This is a genomic window from Mesobacillus subterraneus, assembly GCF_003937825.1.
GTDB lineage: Bacteria > Bacillota > Bacilli > Bacillales > Cytobacillaceae > Mesobacillus > Mesobacillus subterraneus.
The window spans coordinates 1-16,486 of the sequence record NZ_RSFW01000035.1; the positions used below are offsets into that span (position 1 = coordinate 1).

A 16,486-nucleotide genomic window follows, 5' to 3' on the forward strand; every position below is an offset into this window, starting at 1 on the left:
GTTGACGCTTGTTTGTTTAGTTTTCAAAGAGCAAATATACTGGAGCGGGTGATGGGAATCGAACCCACTACATCAGCTTGGAAGGCTGAGGTTTTACCAGTAAACTACACCCGCATATAAAATTGGTCGCTAATGGTCGGGAAGACAGGATTCGAACCTGCGACCCCTTGGTCCCAAACCAAGTGCTCTACCAAGCTGAGCTACTCCCCGTTACTAGAGAAAAAATAATGGCGCGCCCGAAAGGAGTCGAACCCATAACCTTCTGATCCGTAGTCAGACGCTCTATCCAATTGAGCTACGGGCGCATATGTTTTAATAACAACTTTTATATATTATCATTTCCACCGGAAGATGTCAATGACTTTTTTGGTGCGGCCGAGAGGACTTGAACCTCCACGGGGTTAACCCCCACTAGGCCCTCAACCTAGCGCGTCTGCCATTCCGCCACGACCGCAAAAACATGACAGGTTTATATAATAACCAATTCACTTTCATTAATCAACAGGTAATTAATGGTGCGGGTGAAGGGAGTCGAACCCCCACGCCTTGCGGCGCCAGATCCTAAGTCTGGTGCGTCTGCCAATTCCGCCACACCCGCATATTAAAGTAGAAAGAAAAACTGGTGAGCCATGAAGGACTCGAACCTTCGACCCTCTGATTAAAAGTCAGATGCTCTACCGACTGAGCTAATGGCTCAAAAAATGGCTGGGCTAGCTGGATTCGAACCAACGCATGACGGAGTCAAAGTCCGTTGCCTTACCGCTTGGCTATAGCCCAATAAAATGGCGGTCCCGACCGGGATCGAACCGGCGATCTCCTGCGTGACAGGCAGGCATGTTAACCGCTACACCACGGGACCATTTAGTTATTTATTTTTTCGCTGGCGTGAATTAAGGATGATTATTTTCGCTGGAGCGAAAATATCTTGGTGACCCCTACGGGATTCGAACCCGTGTTACCGCCGTGAAAGGGCGGTGTCTTAACCGCTTGACCAAGGGGCCGTATTTAAAATGTCCTGGCGGAGAAGGAGGGATTTGAACCCTCGCGCCGGTTACCCGACCTACACCCTTAGCAGGGGCGCCTCTTCAGCCTCTTGAGTACTTCCCCATACCTTAAAAATCAATGGCTCCGCAGGTAGGATTCGAACCTACGACCGCTCGGTTAACAGCCGAGTGCTCTACCACTGAGCTACTGCGGAATAACTTTATTTTTTCGCGTCGATGTCTTGTCGACTCTTACTATTATAGGGAGGTACCCACGAAAAGTCAAGCATGTTTTTGATAAGTTTTTTATTCTTTTCAAATCGGTTGCGAATGCTTATTCTACCGTCATATCTTTGACTTTCGCAAGTTTCCCCCTGCATTTTCCACAAACATATTTTATTGTGTTGATTGATCTTTTACGTCGGTAAATAAGCTTGCAGCTGGTGCACTGATAGAAAATGATTCTTTGTCTGGACTTTCTTTTTCTCTCTTCGGGCAGTGTCGAGCAAAACCTGGGCGCACCCACTCTTTTTAGTAAGTCCCTGAAATCCTTATCGCGATGCTTATATCCTTTACCTTCTATATGAAGGTGGTAATGACAGAGTTCATGCTTGATGATTCCTATGAGTTCGTCTTCGCCAAGCTGCTCAAAGTATTTCTTGTTTATCTCTATATTATGGCTTCTCAGCATATAGCGGCCGCCGGTCGTCCTAAGCCTAGGATTGAAGAATGCTTTATGCCTGAATGGCTTTTTAAAGTAATCATCTGAAATCTTAACCACAAGATCATGCAATTCCTGATCCGTCATCTGTCATTCGCCTGCCTTTTATAGAAACATGACAACCCATTATAGCATATATTAATGTTACCTTTTAACGCATTATTTTAAGGAGGTATTGTTATGCCGGTCTGGTTCCAGAATCAAATGAAACGAGCCTTCTATGAAAAAAATCGCTATCAAATCAAACTTTTAAACCAATGCTGGTACTTTTATAGAAATAAACAGGGCTTGAATGAATAAAAAGACTGCAGGCTGCCCTGCAGTCTTTTTTCATTATGCCTGATCCGGCTTCAGCATTGTCAGGGCTACACGTCCCTTTTTATGGTCAACACTGTCCACCCATACCGTTACGACATCTCCAACAGAGACAATATCCAATGGGTGCTTAACAAATCTGTTGCTCAGCTTCGAGATATGAACAAGGCCATCCTGTTTCACCCCGATGTCGACGAATGCTCCGAAGTCGACTACGTTTCGTACAGTTCCTTGTAACTCCATCCCGGCTTTTAAGTCCTCCAATTTCAGGACATCTTTTTTCAGTAGCGGTGCAGGCAGTTCATCACGCGGATCCCGCTCCGGTCTCACGAGTGCATCAATGATATCTTTCAGGGTCAGTTTACCGATTTCAAGCTCATCTGCAGTTTGGTCGATGTTTATTTTAGCTAACGCTTCTTTTAAAGCCGGTGTTCCCAGATCGGTTGTCTTGAAACCGAGGCTGTCAAGGAGCTGCTTTACCTCTCCATAGCTTTCTGGGTGAATACCAGTACGATCCAGTGGTTCTTTCCCATCTATGACACGAAGGAAGCCAATCGCCTGTTCGTAAGTCTTGGCACCTAGGCGAGGAATTTTCTTCAGCTGTGCACGGCTTGTGAACTTCCCTTCTTCCTCACGCTTTTTCACAATATTGTTGGCAACCGTTTTTGACAGGCCTGATACATATTGCAAAAGGGAAGACGAAGCTGTATTGACATTCACCCCAACCTGGTTAACAGCTGTCTCGACGACGAAAGTCAATGATTCCGATAGCTTCTTCTGGCTGACATCATGCTGGTACTGCCCGACCCCCACGGATTTCGGATCTATTTTAACGAGCTCGGCCAGCGGATCCTGCAAACGGCGGGCGATCGATACTGCACTTCGCTCTTCAACCTGGTAATTCGGAAATTCTTCTCGGGCAAGGTCAGAAGCTGAATACACACTCGCTCCAGCCTCATTTACAATCAGATAATAAATCTCTTCATTTAGTTCCTTCAGGATATCGGATACGAATTGCTCGGTTTCCCTGGAGGCGGTTCCGTTTCCGATCGCAACCATCTCTACTTTGTAATCCTTTAGGAAGCGAATGAACTTATCCTTCGCCTCCGTATTTTTTGCGCCGGAGGTATGAGGATAGATCACACCGATAGAAAGTACCTTTCCTGTTTCATCGACAGCCGCCAATTTACATCCTGTTCGGAAGGCAGGGTCTACACCAAGTACAACCTTCCCTTTCAAAGGCGGCTGCAAAAGCAGTTTGCGAAGGTTCTCTGAGAAGATATGGATTGCCTGTTCTTCTGCTTTTTCCGTCAGTTCATTTCTGATTTCACGTTCGATGGATGGCTGAATCAGACGTTTATAAGCATCCTCAATTGCTTCCATTACGGCTGAAGCTGTCACAGAATTGCTTTTTGTGATCCATTTCCGCTGCATGTAGCTCATGACCACATCTGTTTTCGGCTTAATGGATACTCTTAGTATCTCTTCTTTTTCTCCGCGGTTGAGCGCAAGAATCCGGTGAGGCACGACTTTATTGACCGGTTCTGCATACTCATAATACATCTCATATACATTTTTCTCATCAAGCTCTTCGTTTTTCACCGAGGATTCGATTGAGCCTGTTTTAAAAGTTTCTGCCCGGATCCACTTGCGGCTGTCTGCGTCATCAGAGATCATTTCGGCTATGATATCTTTCGCACCTGCAATCGCATCTTCTACAGACTCGACGCCCTTATCTTCTGATAAAAATTCGCCAGCTTTTTCTTCTAGGCTGCCATTCACAGGAAATTCGAGCATCCATTGGGCAAGCGGCTCAAGGCCTTTCTCCTTCGCAACAGTCGCTTTCGTTCTTCTTTTTTGCTTGTAGGGACGGTAAAGGTCTTCTACTTCCTGCAGCTTGATCGCTTTTTCAATGTTCGCTTTCAGTTCCGGCGTCAGCTTTCCCTGCTCCTCGATCAGCCTGATGACTTCCTCTTTGCGCTGCTCGAGGTTCTGTATGTATTGCCATCTTTCTACGATGTCACGGATTTGTACTTCATCAAGCGCGCCTGTCATTTCCTTTCGGTAACGGGCAATGAACGGAACCGTGTTCCCTTCATTAATCAGTGAAATCACACTTTGCACTTGCTTTGATGATAATGATTGCTCTTTGGCAATGATTTTTACGTATTGATCTTGCTTTTCCATTGTTTGAGTCAAGAGCCAATCCTCCATAATCTTTATTGTATTGCTTGTCACTCATTACAGTGTACCAAAATCGGCGGAAGCTTTACAGTGAGGATAGAACCTCCGGGCAGGAGTTCATTTTTCCAATGCGTTACTCCGCGACATAGATTATATCGACCAACTAAAGTTTTCCCTCGCAAAGTTTATACAGCAATTTTTAACAAAACAAAAAGAAGCCCACCGGCTATAGTAGACTTCCCACAATAAAAGTTGCATCATCCATTGAGTTTTCATAGTCGCTTTTGATTTGTTCTGCGATGGCTGCGATGGATCGATATCCCTTCAGGATCGTTTTTGCTCCATGAATGTTATCAAATCCGTCTGAATAGATCAGGAATTTCGATTCTGGTTCGTAAACGAATCGCTGGGTGTGAAATACTTGCGGCTTGCCTGACAGATAGCCTGTTACGGGCAGGGGATATGTCAGCTTGCCATTGGGTGAATAGAGGAAAAAGCGGATATTCCCGACACAGCTGTAAACGAATTCGCGGCTCTCGAAGTAGACCTTGAAAATCGATACGGCTGCACCTCTTTTTTGCACCAGGCTGTTGTTGCAGTATTTCATGAGTGTATCGACGTCTTCGTGATGGTGTTGCTCTACCACAGACACAACCGCCGCAGAAGCTTCATGGGCGTATTGCCCTGACCCTAATCCATCAGCTAGTACACAGACAAAATATTCTTCGGTGGCTGTGAAAAAGTAGCTGTCACCGCACTCTAATTTACCTTCTTTGATTGTCTGGTAAGCATAAAGTTCTATTTTGTCTTCGAACTGTTGGATCATGTAATGTACTCCGAATTGTTGTTTTCGGCATGGATCGCTTCCTGAAGTTTCTTGATGGCTCTTCTTTGAAGTCTTGATACATGCATCTGTGAAATCCCTAACTTGTCACCCGCCTCTTTCTGGCTAAGGTTATCAAGGTAAGTATATTGGATAATTAACTTCTCGCGGTCGCTCAGGACATGCAATACCTTCTCGAGGACCAATCTTTGATTGATTTTTTCATAGCCCTCATCAATGTTTCCGACGATATCCAACAGAGTGACTGTTCCTCCATCAGAATCGGCTTCAATAGAATGGTCGACAGATAATGCCTGATAGCTTTTGCCCATTTCCATGGCTTCCAGCACTTCTTCTTCGGAAACCTGGAGTGCTTCTGCAATCTCATCCACTCTTGGGGAGCGGTGAAGCTGGGTGGTCAGATCTTCGACGGTCGTCTTGATTTTCGGACCAAGCTCCTTGATTCTCCGCGGTACGTGGACGCTCCACGTTTTATCTCTTAAAAATCGCTTGATCTCACCAATAATGGTCGGTACAGCAAATGCTTCAAAGCTTTTGCCGAATGATTCATCGTAACGGCGGATCGCGCCTAAAAGACCGATCATCCCAACCTGGAAAATATCCTCGTGGAACGATCTTCCCTTAGAGTATTTCCTTGCGATTGTTTCAACAAGGTTTTGGTAATGAAGAACCAGCTCATTCTGGGCTTCCGCATCCTCATGGAGCTGGTACGCTTTGATTAATTCATTGATTTCTTCTTTTGGACGTTGCTTAGGTTGAGATTGTCTCTGCATCTCTCTCCACCTGCTCTCCTTCTCGGTACTTGGTCATAAAGACCGTGACACCCTCTTTGTGATGGATTCGAACCTCGTCCATCAGAGTTTCGATCAGATACAGTCCCAAGCCTCCTTCGCGAAGGAATTCCACGGAACTATTCTGATCATACGGACCAAGTCCCTGACGTGCTGAATGGAAATCGAAGCTTTAGCCATTGTCTGCGACCATTACCTCAAGCTTGTCTTCATATAAACCGAATCCGATGATGACTTCGCCATTTTCATTGTTTTTATAAGCATGCTGCACAGCGTTTGTACATGCCTCGCTGGTAGCGATTTTCAGATCTTCTATTTCGTCATAGGAAAAACCCATGCGGCTTGCGATTCCGGAGAGGGTCAAACGAATGACACCCACGAATTCCGGTTTTGCCGGGATTTTCATTTCAATATAGTCAAATGACTGGTTCATTGCACTCCACCCTCAATCTGGCTGTTTATATCGATAATATCGGCCAAGCCGGTGATTTCAAAAAGTCTCTGCAACCGTTCGGATAAACCGACGATTTTGAACTCCCCGTTATGGGCCCGGACATTCTTGAACACTCCAACAAACACTCCAAGCCCAGTACTATCCATATAATTGACCTCGGAAAGATCGACAACCATCTTTATGCCCTCTTTTTCGGACATCGGGAAAAGCTTTTCACGTAGCTGTGGAGCTGTATATGCATCAATTTCGCCGCTGACTTTAACTGCTAACATAGATTCTGTTTCTTTAACATCTATCGAAATATTCATAAATGACCCACCCTTTACAATTCAATTGCTCTTTTGATTTACCCGGTTCGGAACCCTGTTAAACATTTCTTTTTAAAATGATTAAGGTAAAATCATCACGCAACTGGAAATGCTGAAGCTTTTCGAGTTCCCTAAAGATATTATTGACAATTTCCTGAGCATTTAAGTGAATATATTTATTTATATATCCGATTAATGTTTCCTTTTCGATGAAGCCCTCTTCCGTCCTGCATTCAGTTACCCCGTCTGACATCAGGATCACCATATCCCCAGGATGAATTTCTTTTTCATACTGGGTATACTTCGTCCGCTTGTCTACACCAAGCAGCAAGCCTCTTGCTGTCAGCTCTGAGAATCCCTTCTTTTTGGAATCATAATAGAAACCAGGCTCATGTCCGGCGGAAGCATAGTAGAAGATATTATTGGAAGGATTGAACATTCCATAAAACATCGTGATGAACATACTTGGGTCGACGTTTTGCTCGACTACTCTGTTCAGATTTTCCAATATGCTGCTAGGGTCCAGGCGATTTTCCGGAAGGCTGTCCATCGCATACTTGATCATGGACATACAGAGTGCCGCCGGAATCCCTTTCCCGATAACATCCGCAATCGCAACGCTGATATTATTATTCTCATCCTGGACGAAGTGGAAATAGTCCCCGTTCATATGTTTTGCCGGAACGCTAATCGCACCGATATCAATGCCAGGCACTGTCGGGATTTTTGTCCCGAGCAGCGTTTGCTGTACATTTGCGGCGATTTCCATTTCAGATCGCAATTCCTCTTGCATATGCCTCAGGCTCTGGTGTTCCCGGTAGGCAATGCCATAAGCAATCATGACCTCAAGGAGAATGTCAAAGGAATGCATGATATCTTCTGGAAGTTCAGGATACATCTCAAGCAGGATGCTTTTATGCAGGCTGATGATTTCCTCCGGGGCGATCTTATGCTCAATCGACTTGCGGCTGAACTTCTGCCCTGCATATAAAGCTTGTTCTGATTGCTCTTTAATATAATTGTCAAGAATATCCCGATACTTTGATTCCATCATTTCTCGGAAATCCATACTGTTTCCCCCTAACGGAGCCATTTAGTCGCTTTAATCTGTGTTCCTTGACCGGGTGAGGAGTCTATTTCGAATTCGTCCATAAGACGTTTCACTCCGGGAAGGCCGGCTCCAAGTCCTCCTGATGTTGAAAAACCATCTTCCATGACCTGGCGTATTTCCTTAATTCCTGGGCCGCTATCCACTGCATTGATTCGCAATCCCGCTTTTCCGCCGTCATACAGCTTGTCTATGCAAATCTGCCCTTTTCCGGCGTATAAGTAAATATTCCTGGCCAATTCACTGATGGCGGTGGTGATTCTCGCTTGGTCAACGGTGCCAAACCCAAGCTCTTTCGCAACATTACGGCCAAGCTGGCGCGCTGCCACGATGTCCCATTCATTTATGATCGTAACGCAGGATTGGATGTCCATTCACCTATTCCCCCAATTCCTGTTGTAATTTCTCCAAACCTTTTTCTAAATCTAATGCAGTTAGGACATCATCTAGGCCGATTCCTAATTCAATTAGCGTTATGGCTACAGCAGGCTGGATTCCAGTAATGACAACGATTGCGCCCATCAGCTTGGACATGTTGATGACATCTCCAAGAACTTTGGCGATAAAAGAGTCGATGAAATCGATTGAGGTTAAATCAATAACGACACCATTGGCGCTTGTCTCGTGAATCTTATGGAGCAAGTCCTCCTGGAATTGAAGTGCCGTTTGGTCGTCCAATTCCCATTGAATGGAAACCAACAGACAATCATTCAGTTTAAGGATTGGTATTCTCACTTTGCTCCCTCCATTGAAACGATTTTTTTATTTGTCAGCTCTAGCGCTGCTTCAATTCCCTTTTTCAGGTTGTTCTTCGTGGTAAACTGGTTCAAATCAATGCCCAGATTGACGATGGTCTGTGCAATTTCCGGCCTGATTCCGACGAGCATGCACTTGGCTCCAATCAGCCTTACCGCGTCTGCAGCCTGGATGATGTGGTGCGCAACCATTGTATCTACAACAGGCACACCTGTTATATCAATAAGTACAACCTCGGAACGGTGTTTCACCGCGCCTTTCAGCAGGTTCTCCATGATTTGCTTGGCACGTTCGGTATCGATTGTCCCGACTAACGGCATGACGGTGATCCCCTCAAACACTGGAATCAATGGGGCTGACAACTCCTGCAGGGCTATCTTTTGCAGGGAAACGGTCCTTTCCCATGTTGATGAATACACACTGACGATTTCGTTATTCATCGGAGTTGACCAGCGATCAAATTCATATACCATGTCCATCTGGTTCTCGGCATTCACCAGGCCTTCTTTTTGCATACCTTCAAAAACAATCAAGTTAAAGGTGTGCAGACCCTTTGTGACAAAGGTCAGAGGCCAGCCAAGCCGGACGACTTTTTCCGCGAAATCCGTCAGCCTTTCAGTGTATTCCTCGTTCGTGCCCTTGAAATTAGAAATGATCAGATCGATAAACTCCTTGCTGGTCGAATTGAAAACCCGATCTGATACAAGGCGTATGACCCTTTCATCTGCTTCTTCTTTTGTTCTATCTATCCACTGATCCAGGATATCCTGTTTGTGAGCCTGGATGTAATTCGAAATTGTTTTATTCATTCCATCCTCCCCATTCTATCACAACAAAATTTTACATTACCCTTTTCTGTCCAGTTGTAAACCAATTTTAAAACTGTAAATAAATATTCATAATTTCCTGTATATATCTAACTCCATTTAATGATAACAGTTTCTCTTCGTCAAATAAAATCAACTTATCGACATGTTTCCACGAAAATCGCATCCAGCTATTTTTAATATTCCTTACAAATCGATTTTCTATTTTAGAGGATGAATATTACTGTTTATTTTCCTTCCAAGTTGGCAAAAGAAAGATACGACTGTCCATCCCTTGTTTCTACATACTATACGAAGTATGATTTCATATTTCGTCCAATCCACAAAAAAAATAAAAGAGGCAAGCGATTAGCTTGCCTCCACACAGAACACATCCGTTTTTATTTTATGGTATGTAAAAGGCCTGCTGGCAGGCCGCTTGCTTCGGTTACAAAAAAACGCTCTTTTATAGAGCGTGCTTTTATCAGAATTCAATAAGACCTAAACTTACCTGAAGGGCTTCATCCACTTTTTCCATCATTTCGTCATCGAGATGGGTAATTTTATCGGTTAGGCGCTGTTTGTCGATAGTGCGTATTTGCTCCAATAAGATAACCGAATCTCGTTCAAAACCATACCGCTTCGCATCGATTTCTACATGGGTAGGAAGCTTTGCTTTTTGGATTTGAGCTGTGATCGCTGCGATAATGACTGTGGGACTAAACCGATTCCCGATGTCGTTTTGGATGACCAGGACAGGGCGCACTCCGCCTTGTTCCGAACCAACAACTGGGGATAGGTCCGCAAAATAGACGTCACCACGTTTGACAATCAAAGGATTATCCTCCGCTGACTAGACGTTCGACTGTGTGTTCTGCCTCGTATTCTGCTTGAAATGCCTCAGATGCAATAGTCAGATTGATTTTGGCCATTTCCATATAGCCTCGTCTCATGGATTCACGAATTTGTCTCTTTTTCTTCTCACGCAAAAACATTTTTGTTGCCTGATAAATAAATTCGCTGCGGTTTACGTTCTCCTGCTTGACAAATCCATCAAGTTCACTCAATAGATGCTGCGGTAATTTTACCAAAATCTCAGTTGTTGCGCTGGATTCAGACACAAACATACACCTCCACCATCATCACTACATACCGTTATTAAATTCTTTATCTCTCTACCATTACTAATATTATCACTATTTCTGCAAGATGCAAAGGTAAATCAGCAATTCTTCAGTATTATCGGCCAAAAAAATAGGGTTTTATGCATGTTTTTAGCCGAAATAAACAGGATTGTTAATTACTGGATGTGTTTTATAACAAATATCTCTTCGCAGTCTCCGCTTATAACAGTGAATTATTAAGGCCTACTACCTCGCCGTCCTGTCTGTACAGTCTCGGCACCCTCGACGAAATGATGCAAGGGACTTCATAATTGATCGTTTCTAGCTTCTTGGCAATCTCGTTGATCGAGATGGTCTCTCCGTCCTGATGGCCAATCAGGGTCGCGATCGTACCGACCGGAACCTCCTGCGGCAGCCTGATCATGCACTGATCCATGCAGATTCGGCCGATAATCGGCGATCTCTTGCCATCGACCAGCACTTCCTGTCCTTGAAGCTTTCGTATCCATCCATCAGCATACCCAATTGGAAGCGTCCCTACCCAAATTTCTTCGGGCGCTTCATAGGTTGCACCGTAGCTGACCTTTTCACCCTTCTCGAGCTTTTTCACATGCACAAGTCTCGAATGGAGCGAAAATGCCTCTTTTAACTCGACTGGCAATTCCGGCGCGATCTCCATCGACGGTGCCAGCCCGTACATGGCGATCCCTACCCTCACCGCGTTGAAACGGGCATCCGCGTGCATCAAGGCTGCGGCACTATTGCTGCTGTGAACGACAGGGGGCAGCTTATCCAATGCGCCAATCATTTCCTTAAAGAGAGCGAGCTGTTTGGTAAAATACGTGTCATCCCGTTCATCCGCTGTCGCATAGTGGGTATAAATTCCATGCAGCTGAAGTCTTTCATCCTCGTTGATCAATTGTTCCGCTGCCTTCAATTCTCTTACGGTACGGATCCCGATTCGGCCCATTCCTGTATCTATTTTTATATGAAGCAAAAGAAGCGCATCTGCTTTCAGGACTTCACGGGCCTTAACGAGCCAATCCTCCTGGAAAACCGTAAGAATGATTCCTTCCTCTGCTGCGATGTTCACATCCTCCGGCCTGCTGGCACCAAGCACGAGCACCGACGCGGTGATCCCTTTCTTCCTTAGCGCCAGGGCCTCGTCCATAAACGCGACAGCCAACATTGATGCTCCCGCCTTCAAAGCCGCTTCCGCCACCTGCGAATCCCCATGTCCGTAAGCATTCGCCTTCACCACTGCAATAAATTCGACATCTTCCGGCAAATGGCACCTGATCGCCTCCACATTCGCCCCGATATGATCCATGTCCACCTCCGCCCATGTATCACGGTAAAAAAATCCTTGCTCCTCCAACGAAACTCCACTTCCTTCAATCCGAACATTTTTTATTGTTTTATTATCAAACCGAAAGAACTCAATGTCAAATGGATAATATTTGCGTGGATTTCGAGTCGGTGAAAGTTGCGCGCGGGTTTATGAAATGGGTTTATTGTTTGATGATGTGCAGGAATTTGGTGCTTACGCTGGTGATGTGCACGGGTTTGGTGTTTCCTTTGATTGGTGAAGCGCAGTAATTCAATGTTTCCGCTGATGCTCGTTTGCGCCGGACTTGATTTTACGGTGAAATTATATATATATTCCTTAAAAAATGGATATATTCCTTAAAAGTTAAATATATTCCTTAAAAAATGATTTTATTCCGTAAAAACCGTATATATTCCTTAAAATCGATTTTTATTCCAAAATCCAAATCTCCTGCCGAGAAGCAATAAAAAAACAGGCCCAGGTTACACTGAGCCTGCATTCGGAATCTTATTTTTCCATATCGGAGAGGACCGATTTTGCAACCATTTCCAATTCTTCCGGAGTCAGGCTCGTGGAAGCGAGCATATAATCGACTCCGAGGTGAGTCCATGAAATCGATGTCCCGTTCATGGCGCCGATCGTGAAGCCAAGGTCAACTGGCTGGCCTGTCATGTTGATCGAAGAGGACATTGCAGGCATGGCGTCTGCTTTTTCTTGGATCAGCGTGAAGGACTTTCCCCCGTCATATGTCAGTACGATGCGCTTGCCGTTCTCTGTGGTGATTTCTTTTTCATCCACCAAAGTCACACCAGGGATTTCAGCGACTGGGTATTTAACGGTAAATTCATTATCTTCCACTTCAGCCATTACCGGTACCTCAACCTGTGCTCTCGTCATATTCTTTTTCATATCAAACGCGTCTTTGTCAAAGCTTGCGTCGAATTTCACTTCAGAGAACTCGACCGTAACCAGGGAGTTGCGGTCCGGATCCATTACCTTGACGCTGACCGGCGCCAGGTTCTTTTTGTTCAGCTTGATTTCCTGGATCGGAAGCATTTTGTTGTTCTGGTATCTTGTTTTTGTTTCGAACACATAGTGTTCTTTCGTGGCCGAGAATTTCGCTTGCTTATCCTCGAGGATATCCGTGATTAAAGATTCGTAAAGGTACGCCTGGCTGCTGTTTTTCGGCCATTCGCTCTGGAAGCGGAAGCTCTTGTTCAGCGCAGGTGTCAGAACAAATACGCCTTCCTCATTCCTGAGGATCATCTGGCTCTGGTCTTTCTGGGCATTCTTCAGGTTCACACGGTAGAACGACGGATCTTTGTGCCAGATTTCCACGTCATACACTTGCGGCTCCGTCCCCATCTGCAGCGTCATCTTTGCCTTAGCCTTGTAACTCTTCAACTCATTGAGCGTTCCATCCAACTCCTTAACCACAGATTCCTGTGATTTCGTACCGCAGGCAGCCAGAGCAAAAATAACCATGAGCCCGGCGAGAAGCAGCAACAACCTTTTCTTCATTCTTCCAACCCCTTTTAGTCTCATTTAAACGTGTAAAGGGAAAGAAAGGACAGGATTAAGACACTGGCTGCAATATTGCTTTAAGTGTAATCCGCGCAGCCATGTTCCCGCCGCCTAACCTTGTCTCCCTTACTGCATTATGAATATATGAGACAACCTGGGCGAATATGCCCTTGGGATTGACAAGCATTTTAAATTTTTTCGATGACCACCTGTGCAATCGCATATTGCTCACTGTGGGAAATCGAGAGATGAATCCCTTCCATATACGGTCTGGTGATGATCGGGCGTCCATGGGGATCGTTTTCGACCTCTATATCCTGGAACGATAATTCCTTGCCGATCCCGGTCCCTCTCGCTTTTGAAAAAGCTTCCTTTGCCGCCCAGCGCCCTGCAAGGAACTCCATACCTCTCCGTTCATTAAACCGGCTGTAGACTTCCTTTTCTTTTTCCGTTAAAACCCGATCCGGAAACCGCGGCTGCGACTGTACCAGCTTGGATATCCGGCCGATCTCTACAATATCAATCCCTGTTCCGATGATCATTTTTCCAGCTCCCTTCTAAAAAAGATGCATGCAGCATACAAAATAGTGTACAACTTTTGCCTAATAGGGCTATCCTTTATGTATTAGTACCCAGGAGGTTTTGCATGTTTACAAGAACCGAAAGCTTGCGCGATTTCATCCGATTCTATCCGGTCATTTCATTGATTATCTCCATTCATATCTTATTATATTTGCTGACTTCAATGCCAGTTCTCCCGAGCCGATCTGCATTCGAGCTTCTGTCAGGTGTGAACTTGTACATTGTCAACGGCGAGTATTGGCGGGTCGTAACGCCAATCTTCATGCATGCCGGATTTGCGCATTTGCTGTTCAACAGCTTCTCGCTCGTTTTGTTCGGTCCTGCACTTGAACGGCTGCTTGGCAGGACAAAATTCATCCTGCTGTACCTTGGAACAGGCATCGCGGCCAACCTCGCGACACTGATCCTAGAACCGCTGACGTACACACATGTCGGTTCTAGTGGAGCGATTTTCGGACTGTTCGGTTTCTATATCTCAATCGTCATCTTCCGCAAAGCGATGCTGTCGCGTGAAAATTCCCAGACGATCATGACCATCGCGATCATTGCCGTCATCATGACCTTCGTCCAGTCAAACATCAATATTACCGCCCATATCTTCGGCATGCTCGCCGGCTTTCTTGCCGGGACCGCCGCCTATAGAAAGTGAAAAAGCGCCCTACTCGGCGCTTTTTCCTTTTTCCTCGTGTGAGTACCATTGATAAATCAGGCCAGCATGCTGTTTTTCCAGGTCCACTACTTTTCCGCCTGCTCCGCCATGGCCTGATTTCACAATCGCCTCGACGGTTGCAAGCTTCTTCTTCCTTTGAAACAAGCCCTCCTTGACACTGAAAGACTGGACTTTATTTTTCCTCATATAAACTGTATTCTTCACAATGTTCCGGTACCGCAACGTCAGCATTCCCTGATCAAGACTCCATCCGGCGTCTTTGTAGACCAGGTATGACCAGAGCGCCGAAATCGCCAGCAGGACCAGAGCGCTATAGCCCCACGGCCTTAAAAACCAAATGGCAGCAATGATGACAGGGAGCACAAACAGCCAGCCTCTCAGCAGATACCTGCGGTACGCCCGTGCCGGTGCAGGTGATACATCAACCCGAAAATGGTAATCCGTCAAATGGGGTTCAAGCAAACCTGGTATTTTGCTTTTTTTAACAATTGGCAGGATGATAACCTTCGAGCTTTCCTGGTCAAGCGCCGATCCGCCCGCACTCTCGACGTAGGCAGATGCAAATCCCAAAGGCTGACGGATCAGATTCTCGCTGATACGGACAGCCTGGATCCGTTTCAGCGGGATCGTAAACTGCCTCTTTTCCAGCAAGCCTCTTGTGATCACAAGGTCCTGATCCACCCTCCTCACGGTAAAATGGGCGTATTTCAGCATAGTACCAAGCAGCGCAATCAACCATGCCAGCAAGAATCCGATAAAGACAACGATGCTGACAAAAATAACGCCACTTTGAACGAAATGCTCCACTCCATCGAAAATCTGTTCATAAGGGATGAATTCTTCGAACTGAAAGACGAATGCCATCACGGCGGAGATAACGACGCCGACACCGCCTGAGGTAGACGCTAGCAGCAGCAGTTCCCCAGGTGACATTTTATATAGCAGATCTTCCTTTATCTCCTGTTCATTGAGATCCTCTTCAAGCACTTCCTTTTTCTTGATGGAAACCAAATACTCATGGATTTCCTTTGCATCCTGCTTCGATATGGCTGTCAGGACCGCCTCGCCATCCTGGAGGCCCATTCCGCCGGAACCCGCTGTCTCGACTTTAACTTTTACCAGACCGAACAGCCGCTGTAAAATCCCCTCAGATAAATCCAGGCTCTGGATCCTGTCAAAAGGAATATAGCGTTTTTTCCTGACGATCACTCCGTATTCGATTCTCAACTCACCTTGTTCAATCCGGTAGGTGAACCTGTACCAGGCCAGTACGCCATATACAAGCACGAGAACAACAACCCCGATCGAGCCGAACAGGTAAAATAAATCCCAGTTCGTTCCCCTGCTTCCGAAGACGACGAAAATCAGGAAAGGGATGATCATTTCTTTCAGCTGGCGAAGCGCATTGACGACAGCCGCGACTGGATGCAGTCTTTTTGACTCAGACATCTTCATCCGCCACCCTTGCCAATCTGGAAATCGAAGTCCGTAAATGCTCCGCTTCCTCCATATCAAGCGCCGGTATTTCATGGACTGTTGCCGCCGTCGAAATCGTCACTGTCGATAGATGATACTTCCGCAAAAGAGGTCCCTGCTGGGTATCAACATGCTGGACACGGATCATCGGGATCAGCGTCCTCTTCACAATGAACACCCCGTATTGCAGCTCAATCTCCTGCTCCCGCACCTCATAGCGCCACCGTTTCCAGCGCATTTTCGGCAGTAAAAAAATGAATAAATAACTATATAAAGCAGCTGCACCAAGAGCTGCGGCGATGACCCAGTAAGGAAAATCAAATAGTATCTTCAGGGCGACCAGTCCACCTGCTATAACCCAGACTACAAGGGAATGGAGGCCGGCAGCTATTTTCCAGACAGTCAACGCCCGCTCCGAAATCCGCTTTTGCGGCTCAGAAATCGTCATAAAGCACCCACCCGTTTTCTTTTCCAATTAATAGCACCTTCTAGTATACAACAACAGTGCCA

At 45.7% G+C, this 16,486-nt stretch carries 18 protein-coding genes, 11 tRNA genes and 1 pseudogene; 2 read left to right on the plus strand and 28 right to left on the minus strand.

Going from position 1 to position 16,486, the window contains the following annotated elements; translation table 11 throughout:
- Positions 1-40: 40 nt before the first annotated feature.
- From EJA10_RS21955 to EJA10_RS22010, 12 genes are all read right to left on the minus strand, one after another.
- Positions 41-114: transfer RNA gene (locus EJA10_RS21955), tRNA-Gly, on the minus strand.
- Between the two features lie 19 nt (positions 115-133).
- Positions 134-210: transfer RNA gene (locus EJA10_RS21960), tRNA-Pro, on the minus strand.
- A gap of 18 nt (positions 211-228) precedes the next feature.
- Positions 229-305: transfer RNA gene (locus tag EJA10_RS21965), tRNA-Arg, on the minus strand.
- 62 nt (positions 306-367) lie between these two features.
- Positions 368-454, minus strand: a tRNA-Leu gene (locus EJA10_RS21970).
- 59 nt (positions 455-513) lie between these two features.
- A tRNA-Leu gene (locus tag EJA10_RS21975) sits at positions 514-598 on the minus strand.
- A gap of 22 nt (positions 599-620) precedes the next feature.
- Positions 621-696: transfer RNA gene (locus tag EJA10_RS21980), tRNA-Lys, on the minus strand.
- 6 nt (positions 697-702) lie between these two features.
- Positions 703-777: transfer RNA gene (locus tag EJA10_RS21985), tRNA-Gln, on the minus strand.
- A gap of 6 nt (positions 778-783) precedes the next feature.
- Positions 784-859 (minus strand) — tRNA-Asp (locus tag EJA10_RS21990).
- A 67-nt stretch (positions 860-926) separates the two neighbouring features.
- A tRNA-Glu gene (locus tag EJA10_RS21995) sits at positions 927-1,001 on the minus strand.
- Positions 1,002-1,016: 15 nt separating this feature from the next.
- Positions 1,017-1,107 (minus strand) — tRNA-Ser (locus EJA10_RS22000).
- Positions 1,108-1,123: 16 nt separating this feature from the next.
- A tRNA-Asn gene (locus EJA10_RS22005) sits at positions 1,124-1,198 on the minus strand.
- Positions 1,199-1,317: 119 nt separating this feature from the next.
- Positions 1,318-1,791 carry a SprT family protein gene (locus EJA10_RS22010; RefSeq protein ID WP_125482169.1) on the minus strand — a complete coding sequence of 158 codons (474 nt, stop codon included), beginning with the start codon at positions 1,789-1,791 and terminating at the stop codon, positions 1,318-1,320.
- Between the two features lie 93 nt (positions 1,792-1,884).
- On the opposite strand from EJA10_RS22010, the gene cmpA reads away from it, so the two are divergent.
- A complete protein-coding gene (gene cmpA / locus EJA10_RS22015) occupies positions 1,885-2,004 on the plus strand; it encodes a cortex morphogenetic protein CmpA (protein WP_125482170.1) in 120 nt (39 codons plus the stop codon).
- Between the two features lie 33 nt (positions 2,005-2,037).
- Here cmpA and EJA10_RS22020 read toward each other — a convergent pair whose 3' ends face one another.
- The 14 genes and pseudogenes from EJA10_RS22020 to acpS all read right to left on the minus strand — a co-directional run bounded on the left by EJA10_RS22020 (position 2,038) and on the right by acpS (position 13,790).
- The gene (locus tag EJA10_RS22020) at positions 2,038-4,206 is read right to left on the minus strand and encodes a Tex family protein (RefSeq protein WP_211340611.1); all 2,169 of its coding nucleotides are present in this window, start codon (positions 4,204-4,206) and stop codon (positions 2,038-2,040) included.
- Between the two features lie 223 nt (positions 4,207-4,429).
- The gene (locus tag EJA10_RS22025) at positions 4,430-5,029 is read right to left on the minus strand and encodes a PP2C family serine/threonine-protein phosphatase (protein WP_125482172.1); all 600 of its coding nucleotides are present in this window, start codon (positions 5,027-5,029) and stop codon (positions 4,430-4,432) included.
- A complete protein-coding gene (gene sigB, locus EJA10_RS22030) occupies positions 5,026-5,820 on the minus strand; it encodes an RNA polymerase sigma factor SigB (protein WP_125482173.1) in 795 nt (264 codons plus the stop codon). Before sigB ends, EJA10_RS22025 begins: the two co-directional genes overlap by 4 nt.
- A pseudogene (gene rsbW / locus EJA10_RS22035) lies at positions 5,798-6,271 on the minus strand (anti-sigma B factor RsbW). Before rsbW ends, sigB begins: the two are co-directional and overlap by 23 nt.
- The gene (locus tag EJA10_RS22040; RefSeq protein ID WP_125482174.1) at positions 6,268-6,600 is read right to left on the minus strand and encodes an anti-sigma factor antagonist; all 333 of its coding nucleotides are present in this window, start codon (positions 6,598-6,600) and stop codon (positions 6,268-6,270) included. Before EJA10_RS22040 ends, rsbW begins: the two are co-directional and overlap by 4 nt.
- A 58-nt stretch (positions 6,601-6,658) precedes the next feature.
- Positions 6,659-7,669 (minus strand): PP2C family protein-serine/threonine phosphatase, encoded by a 1,011-nt coding sequence (locus EJA10_RS22045; RefSeq protein WP_125482175.1) that lies wholly within the window; start codon positions 7,667-7,669, stop codon positions 6,659-6,661.
- A gap of 11 nt (positions 7,670-7,680) precedes the next feature.
- On the minus strand, positions 7,681-8,082 hold the full coding sequence (locus EJA10_RS22050; RefSeq protein ID WP_125482176.1) for an anti-sigma regulatory factor: 402 nt from the start codon (positions 8,080-8,082) through the stop codon (positions 7,681-7,683).
- Positions 8,083-8,086: 4 nt separating this feature from the next.
- Positions 8,087-8,443: an STAS domain-containing protein gene (locus tag EJA10_RS22055; RefSeq protein WP_125482177.1), complete on the minus strand. Its 357-nt coding sequence runs from the start codon at positions 8,441-8,443 to the stop codon at positions 8,087-8,089.
- On the minus strand, positions 8,440-9,273 hold the full coding sequence (locus tag EJA10_RS22060) for an RsbT co-antagonist protein RsbRA (protein ID WP_125482178.1): 834 nt from the start codon (positions 9,271-9,273) through the stop codon (positions 8,440-8,442). Before EJA10_RS22060 ends, EJA10_RS22055 begins: the two co-directional genes overlap by 4 nt.
- Before the next feature lie 481 nt (positions 9,274-9,754).
- Complete coding sequence (gene ndoA / locus EJA10_RS22065; RefSeq protein WP_041967053.1) at positions 9,755-10,105, minus strand: type II toxin-antitoxin system endoribonuclease NdoA; 351 nt, start codon at positions 10,103-10,105, stop codon at positions 9,755-9,757.
- Positions 10,106-10,109: 4 nt separating this feature from the next.
- Positions 10,110-10,391, minus strand: a complete 282-nt coding sequence (locus EJA10_RS22070; protein ID WP_031308192.1) for a CopG family ribbon-helix-helix protein — start codon at positions 10,389-10,391, stop codon at positions 10,110-10,112.
- Between the two features lie 223 nt (positions 10,392-10,614).
- On the minus strand, positions 10,615-11,772 hold the full coding sequence (alr, locus tag EJA10_RS22075) for an alanine racemase (protein ID WP_125482179.1): 1,158 nt from the start codon (positions 11,770-11,772) through the stop codon (positions 10,615-10,617).
- 459 nt (positions 11,773-12,231) lie between these two features.
- A complete protein-coding gene (locus EJA10_RS22080; protein ID WP_125482180.1) occupies positions 12,232-13,245 on the minus strand; it encodes a LolA family protein in 1,014 nt (337 codons plus the stop codon).
- A 191-nt stretch (positions 13,246-13,436) separates the two neighbouring features.
- A complete protein-coding gene (gene acpS / locus EJA10_RS22085) occupies positions 13,437-13,790 on the minus strand; it encodes a holo-ACP synthase (RefSeq protein WP_125482181.1) in 354 nt (117 codons plus the stop codon).
- A 104-nt stretch (positions 13,791-13,894) separates the two neighbouring features.
- Here acpS and EJA10_RS22090 point away from each other — a divergent pair, with 104 nt between their 5' ends.
- Positions 13,895-14,479 carry a rhomboid family intramembrane serine protease gene (locus EJA10_RS22090; RefSeq protein WP_125482182.1) on the plus strand — a complete coding sequence of 195 codons (585 nt, stop codon included), beginning with the start codon at positions 13,895-13,897 and terminating at the stop codon, positions 14,477-14,479.
- Positions 14,480-14,488: 9 nt separating this feature from the next.
- On the opposite strand, the gene EJA10_RS22095 is transcribed toward EJA10_RS22090, so the two are convergent.
- Positions 14,489-15,949: a PH domain-containing protein gene (locus tag EJA10_RS22095; RefSeq protein WP_125482183.1), complete on the minus strand. Its 1,461-nt coding sequence runs from the start codon at positions 15,947-15,949 to the stop codon at positions 14,489-14,491.
- The gene (locus EJA10_RS22100) at positions 15,942-16,424 is read right to left on the minus strand and encodes a PH domain-containing protein (protein WP_125482184.1); all 483 of its coding nucleotides are present in this window, start codon (positions 16,422-16,424) and stop codon (positions 15,942-15,944) included. The genes EJA10_RS22095 and EJA10_RS22100 overlap by 8 nt, the downstream gene beginning before the upstream one ends.
- Positions 16,425-16,486 lie beyond the last annotated feature (62 nt).

Excerpts from the sequence above, each read along its gene's own strand:
- EJA10_RS22060 (WP_125482178.1), bottom strand. The coding sequence starts at position 9,273 with ATGAATAAAACAATTTCGAATTACATCCAGGCTCACAAACAGGATATC.
- EJA10_RS22095 (WP_125482183.1), bottom strand. The coding sequence starts at position 15,949 with ATGTCTGAGTCAAAAAGACTGCATCCAGTCGCGGCTGTCGTCAATGCG.
- EJA10_RS22020 (WP_211340611.1), bottom strand. The coding sequence starts at position 4,206 with ATGGAAAAGCAAGATCAATACGTAAAAATCATTGCCAAAGAGCAATCA.
- EJA10_RS22050 (WP_125482176.1), bottom strand. The coding sequence starts at position 8,082 with ATGGACATCCAATCCTGCGTTACGATCATAAATGAATGGGACATCGTG.
- EJA10_RS22100 (WP_125482184.1), bottom strand. The coding sequence starts at position 16,424 with ATGACGATTTCTGAGCCGCAAAAGCGGATTTCGGAGCGGGCGTTGACT.
- EJA10_RS22090 (WP_125482182.1), top strand. The coding sequence starts at position 13,895 with ATGTTTACAAGAACCGAAAGCTTGCGCGATTTCATCCGATTCTATCCG.
- sigB (WP_125482173.1), bottom strand. The coding sequence starts at position 5,820 with ATGCAGAGACAATCTCAACCTAAGCAACGTCCAAAAGAAGAAATCAAT.
- EJA10_RS22025 (WP_125482172.1), bottom strand. The coding sequence starts at position 5,029 with ATGATCCAACAGTTCGAAGACAAAATAGAACTTTATGCTTACCAGACA.
- EJA10_RS22040 (WP_125482174.1), bottom strand. The coding sequence starts at position 6,600 with ATGAATATTTCGATAGATGTTAAAGAAACAGAATCTATGTTAGCAGTT.
- acpS (WP_125482181.1), bottom strand. The coding sequence starts at position 13,790 with ATGATCATCGGAACAGGGATTGATATTGTAGAGATCGGCCGGATATCC.
- EJA10_RS22080 (WP_125482180.1), bottom strand. The coding sequence starts at position 13,245 with ATGAAGAAAAGGTTGTTGCTGCTTCTCGCCGGGCTCATGGTTATTTTT.
- EJA10_RS22045 (WP_125482175.1), bottom strand. The coding sequence starts at position 7,669 with ATGGATTTCCGAGAAATGATGGAATCAAAGTATCGGGATATTCTTGAC.
- cmpA (WP_125482170.1), top strand. The coding sequence starts at position 1,885 with ATGCCGGTCTGGTTCCAGAATCAAATGAAACGAGCCTTCTATGAAAAA.
- EJA10_RS22010 (WP_125482169.1), bottom strand. The coding sequence starts at position 1,791 with ATGACGGATCAGGAATTGCATGATCTTGTGGTTAAGATTTCAGATGAT.